This is a genomic window from Psychrobacillus sp. NPDC096426, assembly GCF_044762745.1.
In the GTDB taxonomy this organism is placed as follows: Bacteria; Bacillota; Bacilli; order Bacillales_A; family Planococcaceae; genus Psychrobacillus.
Genome location: NZ_JBIWEX010000017.1, coordinates 43463 through 66344, shown reverse-complemented (window position 1 = coordinate 66344; position 22882 = coordinate 43463). Strand labels below are relative to the sequence as shown.

Annotated in this window: 27 protein-coding genes and 1 riboswitch; of the genes, 5 read left to right on the top strand and 22 right to left on the bottom strand. The window is 37.0% G+C overall.

What is annotated here, in order from left to right; translation table 11 throughout:
* Window positions 1-75: 75 nt before the first annotated feature.
* Both ACIQYS_RS14720 and ACIQYS_RS14715 read right to left on the bottom strand, forming a co-directional pair.
* Window positions 76-915 carry a MerR family transcriptional regulator gene (locus ACIQYS_RS14720; protein ID WP_402981495.1) on the bottom strand — a complete coding sequence of 280 codons (840 nt, stop codon included), beginning with the start codon at window positions 913-915 and terminating at the stop codon, window positions 76-78.
* 93 nt (window positions 916-1008) lie between these two features.
* On the bottom strand, window positions 1009-2673 hold the full coding sequence (locus tag ACIQYS_RS14715; RefSeq protein WP_402981492.1) for a hypothetical protein: 1665 nt from the start codon (window positions 2671-2673) through the stop codon (window positions 1009-1011).
* 761 nt (window positions 2674-3434) lie between these two features.
* Here ACIQYS_RS14715 and ACIQYS_RS14710 point away from each other — a divergent pair.
* On the top strand, window positions 3435-3599 hold the full coding sequence (locus ACIQYS_RS14710; RefSeq protein WP_402981489.1) for a hypothetical protein: 165 nt from the start codon (window positions 3435-3437) through the stop codon (window positions 3597-3599).
* A gap of 38 nt (window positions 3600-3637) precedes the next feature.
* On the opposite strand, the gene ACIQYS_RS14705 is transcribed toward ACIQYS_RS14710, so the two are convergent.
* From ACIQYS_RS14705 to ACIQYS_RS14690, 4 genes are all read right to left on the bottom strand, one after another.
* Window positions 3638-3952 (bottom strand): DMT family transporter, encoded by a 315-nt coding sequence (locus ACIQYS_RS14705; RefSeq protein WP_402981486.1) that lies wholly within the window; start codon window positions 3950-3952, stop codon window positions 3638-3640.
* Window positions 3952-4293 (bottom strand): DMT family transporter, encoded by a 342-nt coding sequence (locus ACIQYS_RS14700; protein ID WP_402981483.1) that lies wholly within the window; start codon window positions 4291-4293, stop codon window positions 3952-3954. The genes ACIQYS_RS14705 and ACIQYS_RS14700 overlap by 1 nt, the downstream gene beginning before the upstream one ends.
* Window positions 4294-4356: 63 nt before the next feature.
* A riboswitch (guanidine-I (ykkC/yxkD leader) is annotated at window positions 4357-4456 on the bottom strand.
* 42 nt (window positions 4457-4498) lie between these two features.
* The gene (locus tag ACIQYS_RS14695; RefSeq protein WP_402981480.1) at window positions 4499-5758 is read right to left on the bottom strand and encodes an MFS transporter; all 1260 of its coding nucleotides are present in this window, start codon (window positions 5756-5758) and stop codon (window positions 4499-4501) included.
* A 21-nt stretch (window positions 5759-5779) separates the two neighbouring features.
* Window positions 5780-6061, bottom strand: a complete 282-nt coding sequence (locus ACIQYS_RS14690) for a hypothetical protein (protein ID WP_402981477.1) — start codon at window positions 6059-6061, stop codon at window positions 5780-5782.
* Window positions 6062-6207: 146 nt separating this feature from the next.
* Here ACIQYS_RS14690 and ACIQYS_RS14685 point away from each other — a divergent pair, with 146 nt between their 5' ends.
* Window positions 6208-7080 carry a methyltransferase domain-containing protein gene (locus ACIQYS_RS14685; RefSeq protein ID WP_402981603.1) on the top strand — a complete coding sequence of 291 codons (873 nt, stop codon included), beginning with the start codon at window positions 6208-6210 and terminating at the stop codon, window positions 7078-7080.
* A gap of 146 nt (window positions 7081-7226) precedes the next feature.
* Here the strand turns inward: ACIQYS_RS14685 and ACIQYS_RS14680 are convergent, their stop codons facing one another.
* The 3 genes from ACIQYS_RS14680 to ACIQYS_RS14670 all read right to left on the bottom strand — a co-directional run bounded on the left by ACIQYS_RS14680 (window position 7227) and on the right by ACIQYS_RS14670 (window position 10556).
* Entirely contained in the window at window positions 7227-8420 is a 1194-nt protein-coding gene (locus ACIQYS_RS14680) for a hypothetical protein (protein ID WP_402981474.1), read from the bottom strand.
* 322 nt (window positions 8421-8742) lie between these two features.
* Window positions 8743-9432, bottom strand: coding sequence for a GNAT family N-acetyltransferase (locus ACIQYS_RS14675; protein WP_402981471.1), 690 nt, complete (start codon window positions 9430-9432; stop codon window positions 8743-8745).
* A gap of 11 nt (window positions 9433-9443) precedes the next feature.
* Window positions 9444-10556 (bottom strand): mandelate racemase/muconate lactonizing enzyme family protein, encoded by a 1113-nt coding sequence (locus tag ACIQYS_RS14670; RefSeq protein WP_402981468.1) that lies wholly within the window; start codon window positions 10554-10556, stop codon window positions 9444-9446.
* A 90-nt stretch (window positions 10557-10646) separates the two neighbouring features.
* On the opposite strand from ACIQYS_RS14670, the gene ACIQYS_RS14665 reads away from it, so the two are divergent.
* A complete protein-coding gene (locus tag ACIQYS_RS14665) occupies window positions 10647-11882 on the top strand; it encodes a hypothetical protein (RefSeq protein ID WP_402981465.1) in 1236 nt (411 codons plus the stop codon).
* A 40-nt stretch (window positions 11883-11922) separates the two neighbouring features.
* On the opposite strand, the gene nhaC is transcribed toward ACIQYS_RS14665, so the two are convergent.
* The 4 genes from nhaC to ACIQYS_RS14645 all read right to left on the bottom strand — a co-directional run bounded on the left by nhaC (window position 11923) and on the right by ACIQYS_RS14645 (window position 15872).
* A complete protein-coding gene (gene nhaC / locus ACIQYS_RS14660) occupies window positions 11923-13362 on the bottom strand; it encodes a Na+/H+ antiporter NhaC (RefSeq protein ID WP_402981461.1) in 1440 nt (479 codons plus the stop codon).
* A gap of 91 nt (window positions 13363-13453) precedes the next feature.
* Entirely contained in the window at window positions 13454-14557 is a 1104-nt protein-coding gene (locus ACIQYS_RS14655; protein ID WP_402981458.1) for an amidohydrolase, read from the bottom strand.
* A 12-nt stretch (window positions 14558-14569) separates the two neighbouring features.
* Window positions 14570-14767 carry a YwbE family protein gene (locus tag ACIQYS_RS14650; protein WP_402981455.1) on the bottom strand — a complete coding sequence of 66 codons (198 nt, stop codon included), beginning with the start codon at window positions 14765-14767 and terminating at the stop codon, window positions 14570-14572.
* A 223-nt stretch (window positions 14768-14990) separates the two neighbouring features.
* On the bottom strand, window positions 14991-15872 hold the full coding sequence (locus ACIQYS_RS14645) for a dimethylarginine dimethylaminohydrolase family protein (RefSeq protein WP_402981600.1): 882 nt from the start codon (window positions 15870-15872) through the stop codon (window positions 14991-14993).
* 140 nt (window positions 15873-16012) lie between these two features.
* Between ACIQYS_RS14645 and ACIQYS_RS14640 the strand changes: the two genes are divergently transcribed.
* Together ACIQYS_RS14640 and ACIQYS_RS14635 are read left to right on the top strand one after the other, a co-directional pair.
* Window positions 16013-16747: a YqcI/YcgG family protein gene (locus ACIQYS_RS14640; protein WP_402981452.1), complete on the top strand. Its 735-nt coding sequence runs from the start codon at window positions 16013-16015 to the stop codon at window positions 16745-16747.
* Window positions 16748-16913: 166 nt separating this feature from the next.
* Window positions 16914-17354 (top strand): peptidylprolyl isomerase, encoded by a 441-nt coding sequence (locus ACIQYS_RS14635; RefSeq protein WP_093270855.1) that lies wholly within the window; start codon window positions 16914-16916, stop codon window positions 17352-17354.
* A gap of 521 nt (window positions 17355-17875) precedes the next feature.
* Here the strand turns inward: ACIQYS_RS14635 and ACIQYS_RS14630 are convergent.
* The 9 genes from ACIQYS_RS14630 to ACIQYS_RS14590 all read right to left on the bottom strand — a co-directional run bounded on the left by ACIQYS_RS14630 (window position 17876) and on the right by ACIQYS_RS14590 (window position 22752).
* Entirely contained in the window at window positions 17876-18109 is a 234-nt protein-coding gene (locus ACIQYS_RS14630; RefSeq protein WP_402981449.1) for a hypothetical protein, read from the bottom strand.
* The gene (locus ACIQYS_RS14625; RefSeq protein ID WP_402981446.1) at window positions 18106-18426 is read right to left on the bottom strand and encodes a YbjQ family protein; all 321 of its coding nucleotides are present in this window, start codon (window positions 18424-18426) and stop codon (window positions 18106-18108) included. Before ACIQYS_RS14625 ends, ACIQYS_RS14630 begins: the two co-directional genes overlap by 4 nt.
* Before the next feature lie 31 nt (window positions 18427-18457).
* Window positions 18458-19564: a DUF1648 domain-containing protein gene (locus ACIQYS_RS14620; RefSeq protein ID WP_402981443.1), complete on the bottom strand. Its 1107-nt coding sequence runs from the start codon at window positions 19562-19564 to the stop codon at window positions 18458-18460.
* A complete protein-coding gene (locus ACIQYS_RS14615; RefSeq protein ID WP_402981440.1) occupies window positions 19561-19950 on the bottom strand; it encodes a GntR family transcriptional regulator in 390 nt (129 codons plus the stop codon). The genes ACIQYS_RS14620 and ACIQYS_RS14615 overlap by 4 nt, the downstream gene beginning before the upstream one ends.
* A gap of 564 nt (window positions 19951-20514) precedes the next feature.
* On the bottom strand, window positions 20515-21204 hold the full coding sequence (locus ACIQYS_RS14610) for an N-acetylmuramoyl-L-alanine amidase family protein (protein WP_402981437.1): 690 nt from the start codon (window positions 21202-21204) through the stop codon (window positions 20515-20517).
* Between the two features lie 109 nt (window positions 21205-21313).
* Entirely contained in the window at window positions 21314-21583 is a 270-nt protein-coding gene (locus tag ACIQYS_RS14605; protein WP_402981434.1) for a phage holin, read from the bottom strand.
* Complete coding sequence (locus ACIQYS_RS14600; RefSeq protein WP_402981431.1) at window positions 21580-21873, bottom strand: hypothetical protein; 294 nt, start codon at window positions 21871-21873, stop codon at window positions 21580-21582. Before ACIQYS_RS14600 ends, ACIQYS_RS14605 begins: the two co-directional genes overlap by 4 nt.
* Before the next feature lie 73 nt (window positions 21874-21946).
* Window positions 21947-22423: a sigma-70 family RNA polymerase sigma factor gene (locus ACIQYS_RS14595; protein WP_402981428.1), complete on the bottom strand. Its 477-nt coding sequence runs from the start codon at window positions 22421-22423 to the stop codon at window positions 21947-21949.
* Between the two features lie 131 nt (window positions 22424-22554).
* On the bottom strand, window positions 22555-22752 hold the full coding sequence (locus ACIQYS_RS14590) for an XtrA/YqaO family protein (protein ID WP_402981425.1): 198 nt from the start codon (window positions 22750-22752) through the stop codon (window positions 22555-22557).
* Window positions 22753-22882 lie beyond the last annotated feature (130 nt).

Genomic DNA, 22882 nt, shown 5'->3' with positions numbered 1-22882 from the left:
CCAATTTTCAAGCTCCTTGCTATCTAGTAAAAATTACTTTCTATCTACAAAATAAACCCTATAGTAACTATAGGGTCAAGTAGCTTGAATTCGTATTTTGAGTTCGATTAAGAATTCATCTTCGTTGGAAGCAGAGAAATTTATCGGCATCCAAACGTCATATACGATTGGTTCTATTTTTATCTGATGCTGTTCAATATAGTCCATTAATTGTTGATAACAGATTTGGTATGCGTCATCTATAGATGCGAAAGTAATACTAAGATATTGACCTGCAGGTATGGTGCTTATTTCTACGTCCTCCATGTTAATCTCGATTTCCTTGTCTGTCACAGCATATGTAAATAAGTAGTCGTAATGGATATCTTCCAGCAATTCATATTTACGTAAAGCAAATGCGCCACCATACAGTGTATCGAATACACTCCCCATATCTTCTAGCACCTTGCTAATAAGTCCATATTCTCTGTTTGGAATATCGTTCACACTTATATTGGATGTTTTTATCTTCACTATTTTTTGTGCAGGCATTTCCTTTACACAGACATGCATTTTATCGGACTCCACTACAAATGATTGGATTTGTTCCTTTTTTCGTTTTAATACTTCTTTTGTTTCGATCAGTCTCCGAAATTCCTCTTCGACTTTATTTTCTTGATCTGCCAAATAATCCACTAGTTCTTCGGGACTCAATCTTAGTACAGATTTAACTTCTTCTAAAGACAGGCCAAGATATTTTAGCGATTTAATAATGTCTAAATAATATAATTGGGTATTTTGATAATATCTATACTGATTTTTTGGGTCAATTTTTATCGGTTTAAATAAATCGATACGATCATAAAAACGTAATGTTTGGATAGATATATTACTGAGTTTCGCCACTTCGCCTATTGTTAAGTAATGGATTTTCAAAGAATCACCCCTTTTGTCTAAATCGTTTTATATTATAATACAAAAGCTATCCTATAAAACTAGGATAGCTCAGCTTGTTAATAATTATCTACTTTACTTATTTTCAATTCCTCTAATCGTTACCTCTTTAACAGGTAAGAACAATTCTCCTGTGTTTAAGTACGTGACTTGAACGATATCTCCTTCTGCCATATAAACTGCGAGTGGGGCAATTTCGGAAGATACAATATAATTTTCTTTATTGTCTAGTAAGAATGAAATTTGAGTGAAGTCTCCAACACGTTCCTTGAAGACGCGCACAACTGAACCAGTTACCGATTTTTCTTCCGCTTTAGAGCTACCATCCACGGTACTTCCACCTCGTTGAATAGCTGTTTTATACAGTTTCAATGCTTCGTTTGGTGTGTTTCCGTACACAGAGATTTCTGGGTTTGCGGCAGATACGATGAAATAATTTTGTAAAAACCCATTCGAATCGAGTACCGGGGTTAACCAGCTAGCCTCTCCGTAAAAATTGTACAAGACTGGCATTTCACCTTCCCATTTCTTTTCGATAAATTTCTTTTCAATAATTTGAAGTGCTCCTTGTGAATCCATATATGAATCCTCCAAGTTTCCAGTATAGTAAGTTGCTTTACCAGTTCGACCATCTGTTAATGAATAGCCGAGCATCGAATCTACGCCTTCTTTCGGACTTGTAAAGTCAGTAAAGTAATACATTTTACCGTCCTCTCCGAAAATTGGACTAACATTTGCTTCCGTTCCTTCGTCAGAAGGCAACTTCACGTCTTTCTTACCAAACAAACTATTCATGAATCCATGTATATATTTCCCATAATAGCTATTTTGCAAGCTAACCGTTTCCGGCGATACTGCTCCATCTATAAATGCTGGAACATCCGCTAGCGCATAAGAATCTGTTTGACCTGTAGCAGGATCTACTACAACAATTCCCTCTGCATCAAAACCATTACGAGCAGAGATGAACTTTCCGTAAGAACGAATGTAATATGGTTTTCCATCTTCATCGATTTCCAATTGTACATCCCCGTAAAATATCTTTGTCGGATGCTTCATACGCATATGTCTTTCCAAGTTTTTATGGAAGAAAGACGATGGCGTGTAAGTCATTTCCGCTTCGATAAATTCAGGATTATCTGATGAGTCTGTTGCACTCATCGTAAAATAACCAGGTGTTACATCTCCATTCCACCATTTGAAAAGCCCCGAAAATTCGACTGGTGCAATGTATACGTACTCGTCATTCACTTTTTGAATTTGTAAATTGCCTAATTCATAATAGCTTGTATTTGGCACTTGCCCAAACGCTTTTTTCATTTTATTTCGTGCAAATTGAGGAGGTACGCTAGCAGGTGTTTTCGTTTCATCAAACGCTTCGATTTCTACTTTTTCATCCATTTTAGCCACTTCAAATTTTTCATCTGCATTCCCAAAAGGTGCAAATAACATATAACCTGCAACTATTAAACTAGTAAGGAAAAGCACACCTTTTGCTTTTTGTTCGATTCCTCTTGAAAGAATCATCCCTGTTAAAGTAGCAAGTACGAGCCAAGGCCATAAAGCCGTCCAATTTCGGTCTAAATTCGTTAAATAATATACAGTTGCTAATAAAATAAATGTCAAAATCGCTACACCAATAAGAGAAGACACCATGTTCTTCCTCTTAGCGGTTAGCGGTACGACTATTAGTGCAGTAACAACTGCTGCAACAGCCGAAATAATAAATACAAACGCCATACAATCATCTCTCTTCCTTTTTCCTACTTAGCTATTATACGGATAGAAGGTTGAACGGTTTCAGGAAATATATTACATAACGGTAATCAAAACTTTCAGAAATAAGTAGATATCAGTTTCTTCAAATGCTACACTATTAACATATATATCCACATTTTCAATACAAATAGAGGTGCTAATAATTTGTTAGGTCAAATGTTTAACCACCCCCTTCTTGAAAATAATAGTCGCCATCTTACTATTCATTTCCTCCTTTACTACTAGACTTTTAAATACTATAAGAGGTGACATCAAATGGCTTTCCATGCTAAATCCCAGAAATCGTTATTAGTTTTATTTTTGTTAATCCTGGGGACAAATATTGTACTAAATGTCATCACCCAATCTTTCGGATACTTATTCTATGTTAACGTTCTAATAGTTCTCTACCTCATTACAGTATTTTTCATTACATATACTTTCACCATTCAGGATGGTCATTTGACATTCGAAACTTTTCTTATGACTATTTGTATTTACGAAAGAGTAATTCCTCCTTCTCAAATAAAAAAAGTGGAGCTCAAGCGTTATAATTGGGCTATGCGAGGGGCCCTCATTCATACTAGAAAAGGTTTAAATTTACGACTTGTTCTTTTTTCATCTAATGAAATTTTTCATGAATTACTTACCTTCGCACATAAACATGACATACCAACATTTAAAACGAAAGATTACCAGCTATTAGAAAGAAGAAGTAAATATATTTCAAAGGAGAATGTTTTATGAAAGCAATAACTGGGCTGTATATTATCATTATCTTAATGCAATTTATTGCGTTAACTAATATCACCTTATTCAACGGAGAATGGAACGGCATAGCAATGGCTTTAAGTACCGCTTTGTTCATTGCAGGTACAGCATTTTACTTAATGAATAGAAAAAAATAAGATAACCTGCTTTTAATTGGCAGATTATCTTTAAAACCTTAAGATACTAACTTTAATCCAATTGCCGCTCCCAATACCATTGCGATGAAAACAAGTCTTTTCCAATCTTTCGGTTCCCCGTATAAAATCATACCTAAAATTGCACCACCAGACGCACCGATTCCTGTCCAAATGGCATATGCCGTTCCCATAGGGAGAGTTTTCATCGCATATGCAAGAAACAAGAAGCTACCTCCGAATCCAAGAAATAGAAGAACGAATGCTTTCCAGTTACGGTCTTTGTGCAGTTTGGTAATCATCGTGACACCAAACATCTCCAAAATCCCTGCTACTATGAGTGAAATCCATGCCATTACGATTCATCTCCTTCTTGCACTTTGTCTTTCGTAACTAATTTCAATCCAACGACACCAGCCAATAAAATAACAATCAACAGTATTTTACTGAGTTTAAACGCTTCTCCAAAGTACAGAATTTCAGAAAGGACTGTTCCCGCTGTCCCCATTCCAACAAAAACAGAGTATACCGTCCCGACAGGAAGCTTACGACCAGCAACTATCATCAAATAAAAGCTGACAATAATTGAAATAACCGTCCCTGCCCAACTCCAGAAATCATCCGCATGCTTCAAGCCAACCACCCAAAAAACTTCAAAAAAAGCAGCAATATAGACTTTCAACCAATCTTTGTGCACAAATATCCCTCCAAATTTTGATAAATCAAGATAAAAAAAGCCTGGGAGAACTGTAAAAACAGTTTCTCCCAGGCTTTTATCCTTCCGTGACACGGCCGTAGCTGTGCGTTTTCTCTCGGTCACAGACCAACTAACTCGTTGCGGAACCCTAGAAAACATTTAACGTATGCAATTAATTTACATTATACACATTTGGATGGCCCATTCAAGTTTTAGCTTTTGCTAATCGTTTATTTTTTATCTTAATATCCACATTTTTTCTAGTTATCTCAAAGCCATTTCTCCAAGAGAAAGATACGAATATAGATGCAATAATTAGTATTCCGCTGAGTATAAAGAAGCAATAAATAATGAGACCTGCTGATACCATACCTGTAAAAATACCAAGTAAAATAATCCTTAATAGAAGCCCAACGGATCGAAATAGGCTATCCACTCTTCCTATTATTTCATTTGGGACTCGATCCATTAAGAAAGAATTTCGGGCAACACGCGCTCCGCTATTTCCTAGTGCGATAAAAAACATAAGTGATAAGTAAAAAGGAATATTAGCGATAACAATTAGCGAAATAGCAATAGTATAGGTAATAACGCTATATACGATTGTCTTTTCATCCCCTAGTTTCCTAGCAATAATAGGTACGATCATTCCCGCAATTACTGCTCCTACCCCATAAACCATACTTTGGATACCGTAAAAACTTCCGGAAGCTTTTAGCACATCCGCTAAATACACAGGAAACAGGTAATTCGTAATCATAACACCGATAAATGGCATAATCGAAAAGAATAAAAACAAGAACATAGCAGGACGTTTCCACATGTATATTAAGCCTTCTGCACCTTTAGATCCGGAAGTGCCCTTCGTCTCGCTATTTTTAAGCCTCACATATGGAATTTTTACGTATAAATAAATTGCTGCCACATAGGCAAATACATTAAGGAGCAAAATATAATGCAAATCCCACTTAGACAATAAAATACTAGCCAATGCACCTGCTATGACACTTGATAGCTGACCTTGCACTTCCATAGTCCCGTTTAGTATTTTATATTGATCTTTATGAAAAATTTCTTGATTTAAAGCAAACATTGTTGGGAAAAAAATAGTGTAATACAAGCTTCCAATAATATAAATGATTATATAATGCCATACCTCATAAGACAGACCAACAAATCCAATAACTGAAAAAAATAGTAACATTACAAAACTAGCTATATTGCTCGTTAGAAGCAGTTTCTTTCGTGACATTTTATCGATTAGATTACCTACTAGCGGGGTGATTAAGAAACTAATAATCGTCATACATATTGTAACGTAGCCAAATACCGCATTGCCATTTTCACTTGATACGAGCATCCACGGTATCGCGATCATCGTGATACCTGATCCAATAGACGAAGCAATATTAGCAAAAATAATTAAACGAAATCGTGAATCGTTATATAGGTTTTTCATTTTCATGTATCCCTTCCATTGTGAGGTTCACCCGGATCCTAAGTTCTCTTCGCTGAAATTCTTATTATTCTCACTATAATTCAAATTTCTTATTTTGCATTCAGTCAAACGTCTTGAATGAACCTCATACTTTTTACTGAAAGAAGGAGCAAAGTGGATTTTCATCCGGCAAAGGTGTTTTATAACTAAAACGCCTATTTTTACAACTAAAGCTTCATTTTTTACAACTAAACACCCTATTTTTACAACTAAATCTAGCAAACTGTTCATTTGCCATGAAAAACGAGAAAAGGTTGTCTTCAATTTCAATTGAGGCAACCTTTCCCATTCTATATATGATTCTTTTGAGCATTATTTGCAATTAAAAAATAGCCTTGCTACACTGTTTATAACAATCACCCACAGGGTCATTCGTTCATTTTCTATAGAAAACAAGAGGTGTTATTTTGTCTAAAATGACCAATAGAATAAAAAGTGCTCACCATGTAAGCGGTTTTGAGTCCATATTTAAATGTCCTATTTGCGACTCATCCATGAGCGTTTATGAATTGCAAAGTTTAGTTTGCGCAAACAATCATACATATGATTTTAGTAAACAAGGATATATTAATATGCTGAGCCATTCGATAAAAACGAAATACGGAAATGATCTATTCGAAGCGCGTAGAAAATTGATTGCGGAAGGTCACTTTTTCGAACCATTGAGCAGTGCGATTGCTCAAATTATTAAAGAACAAAAAAATCCAGCATTTATCCTGGATACTGGTTGCGGCGAGGGCTCACATCTGTCTTCTATATGCGATACGGTTAGTGCTGATTTAGGGAATCCGATAACTGGAGTAGGCATTGATATTTCGAAAGAAGGTATCTTAGCAGCTGCTAAGAACTATACGAATAAAGTTTGGTTAGTAGCAGATCTTGCAAAGATGCCATTTCAAGACGAACAATTCGATATTATTCTCAATATCCTGTCCCCCTCCAATTACGCCGAGTTTAAGCGACTATTGAAAGACGATGGCTTAGTTATTAAAGTAGTCCCTCAAACAGATTATTTAAAAGAATTAAGAGAAGTCGTATATGATGAACCAGAGAAACAAGCGTACTCCAATGCAGATACAGTTGATCTATTTAAAGAGAATTTCCAAATGATAAGTACTTCTCGGATACGTTATACAATTGACTTGGATAAACCGTTCATTCATGCATTAGTTCGCATGACCCCTTTAACTTGGGCAACGCCAGAAGAAAAACTAAAGGACTTTTTAGATAAGGACTCTGCAGAAATTACGGTGGATTTAGAGGTCTTGATTGGCAAAAAAGTGAATTAATAATGAACAGAAAACACCTAGTGCTACTTCTCACTAGGTGTTTTCTGTTTTTATAGAGGGCGTTACTTGTTGGATAATATATAACTAAAAATTATATACAGTCTATCCGTATTTTATATTTTTTTAATACACTTCCTTTATAAAAGCTACTGCTTATTAGTAAAATAATTTATATAGCCATCTGATACTTGGTCGGTTGATCCATAAACTTTTTCGATTGCCTTAGTTGTTCTCTCTGAAAGTATTTGAAGTTTATGTTCAGATCTACTGTCAATATATGGTTCATTTATTAATTCTTTTACCATAGTCATAAATTTATCAAAGCCCTGAGTTTTGATTAAGTAATCGGTAAGCAAAAAACCTAAGCCATAAATTTCAAGCGTGTTGTTGTAATCCAATTTGTTCAAGTCATCTATCGATAAAAAAACCAAATCCCTATTTGATAGTAATTTCTGCTCCCTATACGGTAGATTATTTAAGTTAATTAAAGGTTTACCTGCTGCATCTTTTTCTACTACATGTTGAAGTAAGGTTGCGAAACCCTCTTGAATGTATAGTGATACGTTATCGTTGGAGAAATCAGAAAGCATATTATGACCTAACTCATGCGCAAGGGTACTGAAGGATGCAGACGGTTCAATCATGAGTTTAAGCGACTCACCTGTCTCATTCCAACCAGTTAGTCCAATCCAAGGTATAGTGGCAGATACTTGTTCCCTAGAATCATAAAGTTTTATCGTTATGCCCTTTGGATCCCAACCAAATTCATTATTGTATAGATGAACAATATCACTCGCCTCTCTTAACACAGTCAAAGCTTCCTCTTCTAAGTCTGAAACATACAACACAGCAATTTTCCCTTCAGAGATTGTCTTGAAAGGTACATCATCAATTACCCACTTGTTATTTAATTTAACAATTGAGTATAAAACTTTATTTTGAGTTTCCTTGTCTTGATATTTCATGTTTACAATTAACTCCATATCCCCTTTATCTGAAGACATTAGATTTACTTCTCCAATGTTCACGGAAAAAGTATAGCCTTGTTGCTTTTTAAAAATCGCTTCTTCCATCCATCTCTTTTGCTCTTTATAAAACAAGGAATTTGCACTGTTTTGAAACTCTATAAATCCTTCTTCATCATTATTGTCAATAGCTTCAATCATTGGGGCAAATTGAGATTTTACTAATTCACTTTCATCAGTCATTATTTCCTGTTTTTCAACAGTTTCGGGCTCATCTATTGATTCTAAATTTTCTACTTCTATTTTGACTGGATCTGGAGCACATCCATAAAGAATAATTACAAGGAAACCTATTAATTTTATAAATTTTCCCAATATACTACCTCCAGTTTCAATGCTTCTTTTACTTTCAAATTATTATGTTCGCTTGAAAACAAAGATACAAAGCTATTAATTATACTATAACAGAATTTTTAGAATTCGCTATTAATTTTAGGAGAAATATTAGATTTAGGAGAAAACGAAAGTCTAATTCTGAACTATAATAAATTTTCTTTATTCATTTCGTAATGTTTTTTTATTGTTCAACAAAGCAATACCCATTCAGAGGTTCGATTCGATTTCATACAAATTTACTGAATTGAATATAACCATAAAACACCTAGTGATTTCAATCCTCACTAGGTGTTTTCCAATTTTATAAATACGACCCTTTTTCCTCGTACGTCACATACCATTCATCATCTTTTTGCAAAATACTCGTTCCAATCCACCCATTTGCTAGTAGCTGCTGTTGTTTCTCTGTGTCAGCCATATTGATTTCTAACACTTCACTACCGGCTTCTCGATCTTCATGGAGTTTTTTATAAAAAACATAGCGTAACATATCTGCGTATTTATTTTTCAATGCGCCGATGACCAAACCTTGGCTTAACTTATCTTTTAAACTTGCAATATTGAATGGAGCAACGGTTGCGCATACATGCGTATATGGAGAAGCGTCTAAGAGCTCCATTACAATCGTTCCAAGTTTTTTTTGCAAACCGAATCCTCTGTAATCCGGATGCACGTTTGTAATTTCTTGATAGACGACCTTTTTTAACTGCTCCGTCTCTAGTCCGATATCGTAGCCAAGATGATATTCATCTATTTCAGGTATGGCTAATGCGCGGAATGCGATTAACTTGCCTTCTACAAATACACCTACCATTAAATTTTTCGAGATTGCATCTTCGTATTCTTCACCTGTTAATGGTGATAGAAAGTCATTGTTTATCAGTGTTCCTAGTACAATATCTTGAAGGCGTAAAATATCTTCTACGCTATCCTTTTTCAATAAGCGAACTACGTATTCTTTTTCGCCGAGCATACCTGTCCATTCTTTCATATAAACACCTCTTACTTTGTCACTTTCGCCTGAAATGCGGTTAACTCTTGTAATACTGATTCGTCCACGTCTACTCCTAGTCCTGGGCGTTCATTTAGCTGAATAAAAGGCACATCATAGTGCAGATTTCCAATATCTTTCGAGAATTTTAACGGACCTGTTAGCTCTACGCTCGTAAATGCTTTTTTGGAAAATGCGACATGGAATCCTGCTGAAGATCCAATCGAAGATTCGACCATGGAGCCAATTTGACACTCGATTCCTGCCATTTCTGCCATATGGGCAAGCTTCATCGCTGGATAAATGCCTCCACATTTCATGAGCTTAATATTTACTTTATGTGCCGCTTGCTTCTCTATTAGTTCGCGCATATCACGGAATCCTCTTAACCCTTCATCCATCATAAGGGGTGTACTTGTTTTCGCTTTTACTTCGACCATTCCGTTGAAATCATCTGCGATTACTGGTTGTTCTAGCCAATCAAGTCCCAAATGCTCCAGTTGACGCATTGCGTTAATGGTATTTGCACTGTTTTTCCAGCCTTGGTTTACATCGACACGAATAGCGATTTCTTTTCCTACTTTTTCACGCACTGCCTGGATACGTTCCACATCTACTTGAACTTCTGTTCCGACTTTCATCTTAAACGATGCATAGCCTTCTTTCATACGACTTTCCGCTTCTGCTGCCATTGATTCTGGAGTTCCAATACTTAATACATGTGTAATCGAGAATTTCTCATGGTAGCGACCGCCAAGTAATTGATAGACCGGTACGCCTAGTTTTTTTCCTACTACGTCGTAGCAAGCAATATCGAGTGCCGCTTTTGCAGCAGGCGCTTGATAGACTGCTTTGTCCATTTTTTCATGTAGACGTTCGAATTCCATAGGATTCTCGCCGATTAGTAACGGTGCTAGTGTGTTTTGTAGTAGTGCATATGTAGCTTCCCATGTTTCGCCTGTTACGTGCTCATCCGCAACTGCTTCACCGTATCCGACAAGCCCTTCTTCTGTCGTAAGCTTTACGATAATCGAAGGCATATCGTCGTATGTATGGTAACTAATGATAAATGGATCCACTAAAGGCAATCTTATGGCGAATATCTCTATTTCTTTAATTTTCATTTTATTTTCCTACTTTCTTTACAAGTTTTTATTTTATCGTTATAGTTGTCGTTAAATAGACGTTAATCATTTAAAAAAAGGGGATTATCTATGGATATTCGAATAGCTGTGCTAGGCTCTGCTAATTTTATCGAACGACTAAAAGGCTTAGAACATGAATTAGTTTCTACTCGATTGGATTATTATATCTATCAAACGCCAGTGGATGCAACCGAAATAGTTAAAAATATTAAACCTTGCGATGTTGTGTTTTTCTCTGGTTCGCTCCCATACATATTTGCACAAGAAGCAAGTGAAAAGTTACCTGTACCAACCCATTATTTAAAACAAGATGAAGCAGTTATTACAACCACGCTATTATCTGTATATTTTTCTCATAATATTTCTATTGAACATTTTTCTATTGATATAATCGAACCGCGGTTAATACAAAATGTTTTGGAGGACATCGGGCAACAAGAACAATTTCCACATATGCTAAAAATTGATGCTACTTCCAAATTAGAAGACGTCGTGAAATTCCATGCTGAATTACACCAAAGCGGAAGAACTTTCCTTGCAATCACAAGTATTCATGCCGTTTTTCATGCATTACAAGGGAGAGGAGTTCCAGTTATTCGAATGCTAGATTCTAAAAACTCCATCTTAAAAGGACTAGAAGAAGCAAAATCTAAAGCAATTTTAGCAAAAAGTGAATCTGCAAAAATTGCAGTTGGATACGTCCAATTAACTGAAATAATCTCAGAAGAAATAGTAAAGAAAATAGCTAATACTATTCAAGCAAATTATGTTCAAACAGATACCCATTTATACACGTTCTTTTCTACACAAGGCAATGTGCAACGTGCACTTGAAAATAATACGGTCCCACATTGGATTGACCTTGCTTCAAACCCTATAAAAATAGCGTTTGGTTACGGAAAAACAGTGATAGAAGCAACACAAAATGCAAAGGATGCCTTGCCATACGCTACTGAGAACACTGCATATTTATTAACCGACCATAAAGAGTTAATTGGTCCATACCCAAATAATAAACAGCAAATACACCTGAAAACAAATGACCCAAAACTAGTCCAAATAGCAAAAGAAACGACGTTGAGTCCCGCAAATTTGTCCAAAATCATGCAATTTAGTCGTTCACATAGCTCCGTTGAATTTACAGCACATGATTTGGAAGTCTACTTACAAGTGAGTAGACGTACGACTGAACGTATGTTGAAAAAGCTAGTCAATCATGGATATGCCCGAGTTACCGGTGGGGAAATGACGTATCAGCAAGGACGCCCCCGTGCGATTTATGAATTCAATTTCTCTACATATTAAGAAAAGGAAAGTTCAATCAAACTGAACTTTCCTTTTCCACTTATGCTTCCATCGCTTCTTTCTGCTGCAAAGCTACCATTTCTGCTTTCGATAACTTCTGAATAGTGAATCCAGTTACTGCATATCCAATAGACAATAATGGAACTACGTAATTCAGTACAGCGTACGGAGCGTATTCCCATGCCCCTACCCCTAAAGTTCCAAGTATAAATACACCACATGTATTCCACGGGATGAATACAGACGTTAAAGTTCCCCCATCTTCTAATGCTCGGGAAAGGTTTTTCGAATGTAATCCCATTTTTGTATAAGCAGTTGCAAACATTCGAGAAGGTACAACTATTGAGATGTATTGCTCTGAACATGTCGCATTCGTTGCAAAACAAGCAATAATTGTTGATGCCACTAGCGAACCAGCTGACTTTGCTAATTTAAGAATTTGATTCATCATCGATTGCAGCATACCAGAATACTCTAATATCCCTCCAAATGTCATCGCAACAATCGTCATAGACACCGTATACATCATCGAATCTAAACCACCACTATTAAATAAACCATCTACCATTTTGTTCCCAGTTTCAATCACATAACCACTTTGAAGTGCTGTAAGTGCCCCCGAAAGGCTTCCCCCTTGCACAACAACTTGTGCGAAAGAACCCAAAACAATTCCGATTACTAACGCAGGGATTGCTGGTACCTTTTTAACGACAAGCCCGATTACAGCCACTGGCACCAACAGTAACCAAGGGGAAATAACAAAGCTTTTCTCCAACATCAGAATTACCTGCCCAATACTATCCTGATCAATATTACTTTCTTTATATTTCATACCAAGAAAACCATATACCGTTAAAGCAATAATGACTCCCGGTACAGTAGTAAATAACATATGACGAATATGTACAAACAAATCAGTACCTGTTAAGCCTGCCGCTAAATTTGTTGTATCTGATAATGGCGACATCTTGTCTCCGAAATACGATCCTGAAATAATTGCCCCTGCAATAATCGGTGCTGGAATCCCCATACTTAGTCCAATCCCCATTCCTGCAACTCCAATAGTTCCCATAGTAGACCAAGAACTACCGATTGCTAGAGAAACAATCATACAAATTACACAAATTGTTAGTAAGAAAAATGCTGGAGTAATAATTTTCAAACCATAATAAACCATGGAAGCGACTATTCCTCCACCAATCCAAGCTCCAATTGTTAATCCTACTAACATAATAATAACGACTGCTGGTAATGCTAATTTAATCCCCTTGTACATCATCTCTTCAATATCGTTCCACTTAAAACCATGCTTCCAAGCGACTAGTGCTGCTATCGATGTCCCAATGATTAATGGAATATGTGGTCCTTGCTCCAAAAAAACGACCGCAACAATCATACATAAAATCATTACAAGTAATGGAACAATAGCCCATAACAAAGTCATTTCCTTTTTAGAAACTACTTTCTCTTTTCCTCTCATAAAATATCCCCCTCAAGACTATCCAGACAATTCGGAATTGTCGTTAAATGGTCGTTAATAGGATTAATTTTACAGCCTTACAATTTTATCGTCAATTGTTTTTAGCACTATTTAAGAGTGTTTTCGCTATAACTTTTGCACCAATTGCAAGTGCATCAAAGTTAAACTTCATATACGGATGATGTAGGCCTGGTGCAAGATCTGCTCCAATACCAATCATTGCTGCTTTCACTTCGGGATGTCTAATCGTATAAAAATGAAAGTCATCGCTTCCAGAAGTAATTACTTCTTCTGCAAGGTTTTCCATTCCAACTACTTCGATAATACCTTCTCTCGTCCTAGCAACAGCTTCTTTGGAAACTTCCGCACCTGGCGTGATATCTTCCCATTCCCACTCTATTTCTATATCAAATAATTGTTGAATGGCGTGTAAGTCTTTTTCAATTTGGTCTTTCATTTGAAATAAAACAGCATTCTTTTGTGCACGGGCATCAATGGAAAATGTTGCATTACCCGGAATAATATTCGCATTTTCTCCACCAGCTTGAATTTTCGTCAGTTTCGCCGAATACGCTTCAAATGGGGAGAAATAAAGATTTTTCAGTGCCTGATGAATGGCTACTGTCACATCAATGGCATTCTTTCCTTGATGTGGGCGTGCACCATGCGCATCGATTCCACTAATTTTTCCTTCTAAAAACATCGCTGCTCCGTGATGAATTGCAGGTGATACTTTTCCAAAAGGAAGTTCTTCGATTGGACGTAAGTGCACACCAAATAGATGCGTCACATCTTCCAATGCTCCTCGATCAATCATCGCATTTGAACCATTTCCTTTTTCCTCTGCAGGCTGAAATATAAAGCGGATACGTTTATTTAGTTTTTCATCTTTAAGTAACAATAAAGCTCCTAATACCATAGAAATATTCGCATCGTGCCCACATGAATGATTGGCACGAAATTCGCCATCCACTTCTTGCCAAAGTGCGTCGATATCCGCACGAACAGCAATGACTTCGTCGCCTTCTCCAATTTCCGCAAGTAGTCCCGTTACGTCGTCGAAACGGCGATACGGCACTTCTAGGGTATCTAAAATTTCTGCCAGTTTATTAGTCGTTTCGTATTCCTTCCAGCTTATTTCCGGATATTTGTGAAAGTGGTCAAACCATTGTAATATTTGCGATTCTACGTTCATTTTTTACCCTCCTTATTTTTCGATAATTTCACATACACGTCCTACTTGTCCGTCGGTTAATCGAACTTTTATGCCGTGTGGATGGAAGGATGAATTCGTTAACAAGTCTTTCACGATCCCTCTTGTTTTTTCGCCTGTTCGTTGGTCTTTTTTCAAAATGATATATACTTCTATTCCTGGTTTGATATCTTTTCTATTTTGTCCGTTCATTATGATTCACCTCTTTTTGTATCTTATCATTTTCGTGCTATGCATACACCATTTTGTAAAATATTTAGAGCGTTATTGCGAACCGTAAACCAAGGAAACGTTGCGGTTCAGAACCAGTGAATTAAAATTAAGAAAAGAGAAAAAAACCTTTAGAAAAAGTTCTAAAGGGTCTTTCCTTGCATAAAATAGCATATTCTCCTAATAAGATGCTACGTGTTTTTTCTTAATGGCGCACAATTGGCATCGAACAACATCGGAATGATCCACCTGATTTAATAATTTCTGAGAAATCCACCTCTAGCACTTGATATCCACGCCGTCTCAACTGATGATTAACTTCATGATTTATTGGCAAACTAAACACTCTATTATGTCCAATAGACAAAACATTGGTGCCCATTGAGAATTGCTCACTTTCGCTCACTTCGATTAAATGATACATGCTCGATAAAAGTTCCACGATTTTTGTGTCGAGTGCATCTGGATAAATCAACGCATCTTTTGGGGAAAGAATATTGAACACACAATCTAGATGCAAATATTTTGGGTTAAAAGGAATTGGTATAATCTCAAAATCCGGTAATTCTTCTTGCAAAGCTTGAATAGCGTTCATACATGTACGATTACTAATTCCAATAAACACACGATGGCCATCCACGATGACATCGCCACCTTCAATGGAATACGTCGAAAGCTTCTTATACGGAATGTTATGCTCATTCATCCAATGAGCTAATAATTTCTCTTCGCCTTGACGAATGGGATTAGCCATTTTTGAAATAAATAAGCGATTACCCAAAGTAAAACCAACATCTCTAGTGAAGACTTGTTCTGGATGGTCTTTACTTGGTCGTAGTTTAATCACTTCTACGCCCGCATTCCGTAAGGTTTGTTCAAATATCCGATGTTGCGATATGGCAAGTGAACGGTCGATATTATCATTTATATATTCTTTTTGAACATCATTAATCACTTCTTTAATTTCCATGTATTGAGGTTCACATATGACGACTTTTTGAAGTGTTCCGTATTCATTTTGACATTGTATATGAGATTGATCTTGAATTATTTTCACAGTAAGCCATCCTCCAGTTTCTTCGTTCATTCCTTTTATATTCCCTTGATTTTTCATTTCATAACCTATTTATGAAATTTATTTTCAGTTGAACATTGTTGTTTCAGGAAATTTAGGATGGGGTAAAGACTAGACATAAAAACGCATGAATAAAGAGTGGAGGCGATCCTATGATTACGAAGGACCAAGCTTTATTAACAAAAGAAGATTTTCATACTAGAACAGACTTGCCAAGTTGGCTCTATAAAGAATATGAAACTTTTCATAACACGGTAACGGATAAAACGTTTCCATGTTTTTTTGGAATGAGCGGCCAACTAAAAGGAGAGCTCCGCTATGCTTATATCAATCAAGATGACTGGAGTAATCTACCTCTTGCAGTAGAAGGCTTTCTTGACTTATTTAAATTACCAAATTACAAGAGACATGGTCTCTTTGTTTTTGTAGAGCCTTTTGAGCAAGAGGGTTCTATCGAAGATTACCGAAAGCAATTTTGGGATATCCTCCAATACTTACATGAAGTCGATAAAGTGGAATGGCCAGAAGACAGTCCCCGCGACCCTGAGCACTATTTATGGGATTTTCGATTCAATGGTGAGCCAATCTTCGTGTTTGGAAATACTCCTGCATATAAGAAGCGAAAGACCCGTCATCTAGGAAATGCAATGGTTCTTGGATTCCAGCCTCGCAAGATATTTCAAGGCTTAGAAGGAACTGAAAAAGGCGGTATTATGTCACGTGAAAAAGTTCGTAAACGTGTAGAAGCTTGGGATCAGATGCCTAAGCATCCAGATATCGGCCACTTCGGCGACCCGACGCATAATGAATGGAAACAATTCTTTATTGGGGATGATATTGAGCCAATTCAAGGCAAATGTCCATTCCACCATAAATCACAATTATAAAATCAAGTCCCCATTTTCATAGGGGATTTTTTTGCGGAAAATAAAATGAAGAATAGAGAGAGTGAAGTAGAGATTACACTATTAGAATAGACACAGCTGTTTTTGGAAAATGCCCTAAGTACGTGCTATACTTATGAAGGATTTATTTGAAAAAGGAGTGTTTTGAATGGCGAAAAAAGGTTATTTTTTAATGGATACTGGCGAAAAAATCGAATTTGATTTATTCCCGAATGAAGCACCAAACACAGTTGCAAACTTTGAAGAGCTAGCAAACAGCGGATTTTACAACGGAGTTATTTTCCACCGTGTTATACCTGGTTTTGTAAGTCAAGGTGGAGATCCAACTGGTACTGGTATGGGTGGTAGCGGCAAAACAATTAAATGTGAAACTGCTGGTAACCCACACAAACACGAAGCAGGTAGCTTATCTATGGCACATGCTGGGAAAGATACAGGTTCAAGCCAATTCTTCATCGTACACGAACCACAACCACACTTAAACGGTGTTCACACTGTTTTCGGTAAAGTAACAAGTGGCCTTGAAGTAGCAACAGCTATGAAAAACGGCGCTAAAATGGAAAAAGTAGAAGTATTTGACGCTGAATAACTAGAAAAGCGTAAGCGCCTATATTAGAGGAATACAGTCTAAGTTTGCGACATCATGTCGCAACGACTGCATGACCTGCATCCTGCAGGCCTCCGACAGGCAAATGTGGAAAAGCGAGGAGGCAGCTTCCCAGTCACCACAGCTTTTCCACATTTGACCCCGAGGGGCAAGGCGCTGGAGCTGGACAATAATGAAAGAAAGCAGCTTCCTTTAGTTGGGAAGCTGCTTTTTACTATGTTCAGAAAGTGTGGTGAGGATAATGACTCCTTTATTCACAGGTAATTGGGTTGGTATTATATCTGTAATTTGCTGGATTTTATGCTTTTATTTTACCTTAACCTTTTTTGAAAACCTACGTAAAGGTGACGAGCGCATTACAAAGCAATCTAAGACGACAGCAATTTTTTTTTATCATTAGCTTTGTTATTGCCTGCTGCTTTTAACTTTTACATGTTTGTACAGATGCATAGCTGATCGACGAAGCGTTTCTTTGGGAAACGCTTTTTGTACGAATGTAGCTTTTACTCTTTCTTATAAAAACGCTCGCCTGTTTTAGGATTATAGTACACCCTCATTTTCTCACCGGTAACGGGGTCGATATTGACCTCTTCTGTTCGCTCAAAGCCTTCCGTAACTTTTGTTCCATGATTGCGTCTAAACCGTTTATCATAAATAAAATATCCGAGCAAAATAAAAGCTAGAACCGCTATAATTTGCACGATATATATACCTACTACAACAATGATTGCCGTCATAGCTTCTCTACAACAACCGCGGTTCCGTATGCCACAATCTCACTCATATTCTGACCAATTTCACCTGAGTCAAATCGCATCATAATAATAGCGTTCGCGTTCATTTGATGAGCATTATTAATCATACGATCCATTGCCTCTTTTCTTGAATCCTCCAACATCGCGGTATATTGCTTGATCTCCCCACCTACTAAGCCTTTTAAACCAGCCATAATATCCCCGCCAAGCCCTCTACTTCTTACAATTAGACCAAAGGCAGGACCTTTTACTTCGACAATTTTATACCCTTCAATTTTTTCCGTTGTCACTACTAACACATGAGTCGCCTCCAATTTAAATTTTCACAACCTATAAGCTAAATACTATTACTATAATTAGGATAATTGGTCCTAATAGAACGAGCCAACTTAGCGGTCGTCCATAATTGAGTGTCCAACCTACGCCAAATCGTTTTTCTACTAGAATGCTTGGATCATCTTTATTGATATAAATTATTCCACCCTTCCAGTATTTATCATCATCGACAGCTATTTTATCTTCTAAACTTGGACTATCATTTTCTACCTTCAAACGCGAACCACTTTGCCCGACCTTCACTATATATATACCCACTGCAACGAAAGTTAGCACTAAAAAGACAAGTGGAAGGGCGAACATCACCCAAGCGGATCCAATTTCTGGATGGATTGTTTGTAAATGAAAATAACCCATCATTAATGTCATCGTTATTGTGATAAATAAAGCAAACCAGCTACTATATTTACGGAATGCTAGCTGCTGTGAAACCGATGTTTTTTTATTTGCCGGGTTTATCTTCGCACCTGAAAACTTCATCCCTTCGCTCATCATCAGGAACATCCCTTGCATCACAAGTAAAATAAGCGGCATCGAAATGACGCTGAAATACGTTTTTTCGCTAAATGCATCTGGTTGCCCAGAGGCTCCCCAATGAGTAGGGATCATGTCAGGCATTTGAGCGTATTTCATAAATGTGTAAATGATTAAGCCTACCGTAATAATCATTGGAATGATAAACACAATTCGTGGTATTAGCTGAAGCTTTTCTTGAAATTGCAAGTCTACTACACGTACTTCCTTTTTCCCCGTCGTCCATCCTTGCTCCTCTTTCAGTTTTTTCACGCGTACATGCATTGTGAAATAATAACCCAAGCCAATAAAAAGAATGCAGAACTGAACACCTATACTAATAAGTGATAGCACTTCTTCTGTAGGAGATTGCGTTAATGCCCAAATAAGATAAGCTGCAAACACAACAATCCCTAGCCTTAGGACAACGGAAGTATACCTCTTTTTATATGCTACGATTGTTGGTTCTTTCGTGTATTGTTCTGGTACATAGACACCGAATACTTCCGTTTGTTTAAGTAGTTTCGGCGTAAATGCTTGTAATATGGTGATAAATATGAAAATAAATCCAAATAAGAAAACTATCATGATGTCCCCTCCTTAATGTGTTGCACGAGTTTCTGTACCATATCGACCATTTCTTCCTCCGATAGTTTTAACACTAATCCTTCCGCTACTAGTGGTCGGATTCGTTCTGCTAACAGTTGTTTTTCCTCTGCTGTTGCTTTTGGGATTCCATTTGGTTGTATAATAACGCCCGATTTAGCGACGATTTGAATAAATTCTTTCTCTTCTAAATAATGATATGCTTTATTTACTGTATGCATATTCATACCTAAATCTGCAGCGAATGCTCGAACAGATGGTAATGAGTCTCCTGGTTTTAATTCGCCTCTTGCTATTCCTTCTATAAGCTGCTGGGCAAGTTGTAGATAAATTGGCACAGATGAATTTGTTTGTATTTCAATGAACATGGTACAACCTCCTCTATTTACCTTTGTTCTATCTATAGTGTAACACATTTGTTATATATATGGTAGAGCAAAAACGCATTGTTTATCATAGCTATCTATAAAGGATAGTTGCACAATATAGGAATAATGCGTCGTAAGGATAGGATCTTCGGGTTTATCGTGTTGAGCGGTCTTTTTGTCGTGCTCGGGGTAGTCTTTGTCGTGTTCAAAGGCTAGTTTGTCGCGTTTGCAGTGGATTTTGTCGCGTTCAACCATATACTGTAAAATTCGAAATTGATTAGCTAGTAATTTTAGTGGATTGGAGCGGAAGGGCGGCGACTCCAGCGGGATGAGTGAGACAGATGAGAAATCACAACGTACGCGTAGCGTCGGTGATGGCTCATCGCTCACCCCGCGGAAAGCGTCCGCCCTGCAGCGGAAATCCTAGCGGTAACTTCATTACGACGCATTATCCTTATAAAGTGGCATACCTTGTGTTGTTGAGAGATAGTTAGCCACATGCCATGAATTTTCCCTAAAGCATAAAAAAAGCCCCGCCCACGTATGTGAGCAGGGCCATCATTCTTATTTCACTCTCAATACTTGTCCAACATAAATTGTGTAGTTAGCATCAAGTCCATTCCAATCCTTAATTTGTTGCACTGTGCTACCATAAGCCTGACTTAATGAATAAACTGTATCACCACTTTTTACAGTATGATAAACTCCTGTGCTTTTCTTTTGAAGATTGAAGCAATTTGCAATCCCATTCACATGACCTCGGGCCAATGATTCAATGAAGGATGATGTTTTCAACTTTGTTGCATCATTTGCATTATCAATAAATCCATTCTCCGTCAAAAGAGCTGGCATATTGGATTCACGTAACATATGAAAGTTTTCTTGTTTTTTACCACGATCCGTAAAATTCACAAGTTTTAATATTTCCGAATGAATCGTATTTTGATAAATGGTAGTAGGTGCCCCTACCCCTGGGTAAACATAATCTTCATAGCCAGTCCCGCCGCCTGCATTAATGTGAACGGAAAGGAGGAAATCTGCTCCCCAAGCATTAGCTGCATTTGTACGTTGTGCCAATGTCAAGCTCTGATCCCCAGTTCGACTCATTAAGACACTTACATTGTTGTACTCAGCATTTAGAATATCTTTGACTCTAGTAGCAATTTGCAATGTTAAGTTTTTCTCCTGCAAACCATTTCCTACTGCACCTGAATCCGTTCCACCATGTCCTGCATCAATAAATACTTTTACCATCATTATCACCTCATATTAGTTTTGTATTGCTAGAAAAGAGTGCTTGTACTTTGCTTTCAATGTCACATAGCAATCACCACCTTAAAAGAAAAAGCCACCCGCAGGCAGCTTATTTTGGTTCAATATATTTCATTGCTCGTTGACTATCAGCAAAATTGTTTGTCGTAGGATCTTGAATAATCCCCATTGTTGCTAATAATCCAAACACTACATTTACAAAAGCAAATATCCAGTCTTTCATTTCTTCTGTTAAATGGAAATTAGTTAAACTAGCTGCATGAGCACCTATCAAAAGTAATTCAGTTAATAAAAAAAGTTGGGCAATTAAACCTGTAACCCACATCTTATTTTTAAAACGCACTTTCCAGTTAATCTTCATACATGTTGCGCCTCCTGAATAACTTTGATATTATCGATCCTTTTGTGAACATGCTTCGAGCCTTCTTCCACTCGTGCTACACGTTCTGATAGTACGTCCATTTGCTTTTCATTCGCTTTCAAATCAATTCGAATCGATTCCACGCCATTACTAATAGTGTCTAGCTTCGTTTCAATAACTGCTGTTTTAGCAGCGTCTGCTTTTACATCTTTGTCGCGGTTACGACCAAATGTAAGTAGTCCTATTAATAAACCCAACATAGTGCAACCAATACCGATAAATGCCTCCATTTTGCACCCCCATCCATCTCAAGTATCAAATAACTCCTTTCACTACTAGGTGGGTTTATACGTCAAGCGTACGTCAGGAAACGAGTTCTTTGACTTTGTCCTTTGCCCGATCAATGTATTGTTGCACGGTTCTCTTCTTTAAGTTCAGCTCCTCTGCAATTTCTGTAAGACTCATCCCATATGCCATATGCATTAAATAGCATTGTCTCTCTCTATGTGAAAGCTCTACTAAAATAGTTATTATTTTTTGTTTCTGTTCTTCACTTAAACTAGTTTGCTTTGTTTCCAATTCAATTGTTGGGAATAGATCCATATCCAATAATGCTCGTCGTTGATAGATGGACCTTTTATCAGCACCATGAAAGTTACCTGGTCTTCTCCCCTTCTTCATCCATTCAAGTGCATAAGACATATCATCAATCATGCTATTAATAATTTTGAGATCTGCATTATCTTTAGGTTTCATCGGATCTAATAGTCCCTTTAGATGCTCCAACTCATTTTTATGAAATGAATATTCTTGTATCAATTTATCCGCCCAATTTAACATAGGAAGTTCCTCCTTTTTATTTTTAAAACCCTATAAAAAAAAGAGGACAACAAAAGACCAGCAAGATGCTGAAATCGTTTGTTGTCCTCCAGCTGACTGGTGGGACTATTTTGATTTATTTCTACTCAATTTTAAAAATCTTCTCCCTCATTCCATTTAACACGCACGACTTTTCCTTGATGTGTCTTAATGATCGTATCAGCGAAAGGGGGTAGCTCTGTCATTTTTGCTGTATTTTTACTAATTACTACGATGCATGGATTCGGAATTTCCTTTGTATTGAGATTGATATTACCTTTGGAATCTACTTCTATGTCTTTCATCCTCATAAATGTCATCTCCTCACCATTTCCGAAAACGGAACTAAATACGAACGTAGGTTCCTTTTAGGGATAAATCTATCATATTACTAACAGAAATCTATGTCAACAGAAATGTTCCTAAAATGGAACTAATTTA

What these genes read in the sequence shown, in the direction of transcription:
- ACIQYS_RS14715 (WP_402981492.1), bottom strand. Translation starts at nt 2,673, where the DNA reads ATGGCGTTTGTATTTATTATTTCGGCTGTTGCAGCAGTTGTTACTGCA.
- ACIQYS_RS14710 (WP_402981489.1), top strand. Translation starts at nt 3,435, where the DNA reads ATGAAAGCAATAACTGGGCTGTATATTATCATTATCTTAATGCAATTT.
- ACIQYS_RS14705 (WP_402981486.1), bottom strand. Translation starts at nt 3,952, where the DNA reads ATGGCATGGATTTCACTCATAGTAGCAGGGATTTTGGAGATGTTTGGT.
- ACIQYS_RS14695 (WP_402981480.1), bottom strand. Translation starts at nt 5,758, where the DNA reads ATGAAAATGAAAAACCTATATAACGATTCACGATTTCGTTTAATTATT.
- ACIQYS_RS14685 (WP_402981603.1), top strand. Translation starts at nt 6,208, where the DNA reads ATGACCAATAGAATAAAAAGTGCTCACCATGTAAGCGGTTTTGAGTCC.
- ACIQYS_RS14675 (WP_402981471.1), bottom strand. Translation starts at nt 9,432, where the DNA reads ATGAAAGAATGGACAGGTATGCTCGGCGAAAAAGAATACGTAGTTCGC.
- ACIQYS_RS14670 (WP_402981468.1), bottom strand. Translation starts at nt 10,556, where the DNA reads ATGAAAATTAAAGAAATAGAGATATTCGCCATAAGATTGCCTTTAGTG.
- ACIQYS_RS14665 (WP_402981465.1), top strand. Translation starts at nt 10,647, where the DNA reads ATGGATATTCGAATAGCTGTGCTAGGCTCTGCTAATTTTATCGAACGA.
- nhaC (WP_402981461.1), bottom strand. Translation starts at nt 13,362, where the DNA reads ATGAGAGGAAAAGAGAAAGTAGTTTCTAAAAAGGAAATGACTTTGTTA.
- ACIQYS_RS14655 (WP_402981458.1), bottom strand. Translation starts at nt 14,557, where the DNA reads ATGAACGTAGAATCGCAAATATTACAATGGTTTGACCACTTTCACAAA.
- ACIQYS_RS14650 (WP_402981455.1), bottom strand. Translation starts at nt 14,767, where the DNA reads ATGAACGGACAAAATAGAAAAGATATCAAACCAGGAATAGAAGTATAT.
- ACIQYS_RS14645 (WP_402981600.1), bottom strand. Translation starts at nt 15,872, where the DNA reads ATGAACGAAGAAACTGGAGGATGGCTTACTGTGAAAATAATTCAAGAT.
- ACIQYS_RS14640 (WP_402981452.1), top strand. Translation starts at nt 16,013, where the DNA reads ATGATTACGAAGGACCAAGCTTTATTAACAAAAGAAGATTTTCATACT.
- ACIQYS_RS14635 (WP_093270855.1), top strand. Translation starts at nt 16,914, where the DNA reads ATGGCGAAAAAAGGTTATTTTTTAATGGATACTGGCGAAAAAATCGAA.
- ACIQYS_RS14630 (WP_402981449.1), bottom strand. Translation starts at nt 18,109, where the DNA reads ATGACGGCAATCATTGTTGTAGTAGGTATATATATCGTGCAAATTATA.
- ACIQYS_RS14620 (WP_402981443.1), bottom strand. Translation starts at nt 19,564, where the DNA reads ATGATAGTTTTCTTATTTGGATTTATTTTCATATTTATCACCATATTA.
- ACIQYS_RS14615 (WP_402981440.1), bottom strand. Translation starts at nt 19,950, where the DNA reads ATGTTCATTGAAATACAAACAAATTCATCTGTGCCAATTTATCTACAA.
- ACIQYS_RS14610 (WP_402981437.1), bottom strand. Translation starts at nt 21,204, where the DNA reads ATGGTAAAAGTATTTATTGATGCAGGACATGGTGGAACGGATTCAGGT.
- ACIQYS_RS14605 (WP_402981434.1), bottom strand. Translation starts at nt 21,583, where the DNA reads ATGAAGATTAACTGGAAAGTGCGTTTTAAAAATAAGATGTGGGTTACA.
- ACIQYS_RS14600 (WP_402981431.1), bottom strand. Translation starts at nt 21,873, where the DNA reads ATGGAGGCATTTATCGGTATTGGTTGCACTATGTTGGGTTTATTAATA.
- ACIQYS_RS14595 (WP_402981428.1), bottom strand. Translation starts at nt 22,423, where the DNA reads ATGTTAAATTGGGCGGATAAATTGATACAAGAATATTCATTTCATAAA.
- ACIQYS_RS14590 (WP_402981425.1), bottom strand. Translation starts at nt 22,752, where the DNA reads ATGAGGATGAAAGACATAGAAGTAGATTCCAAAGGTAATATCAATCTC.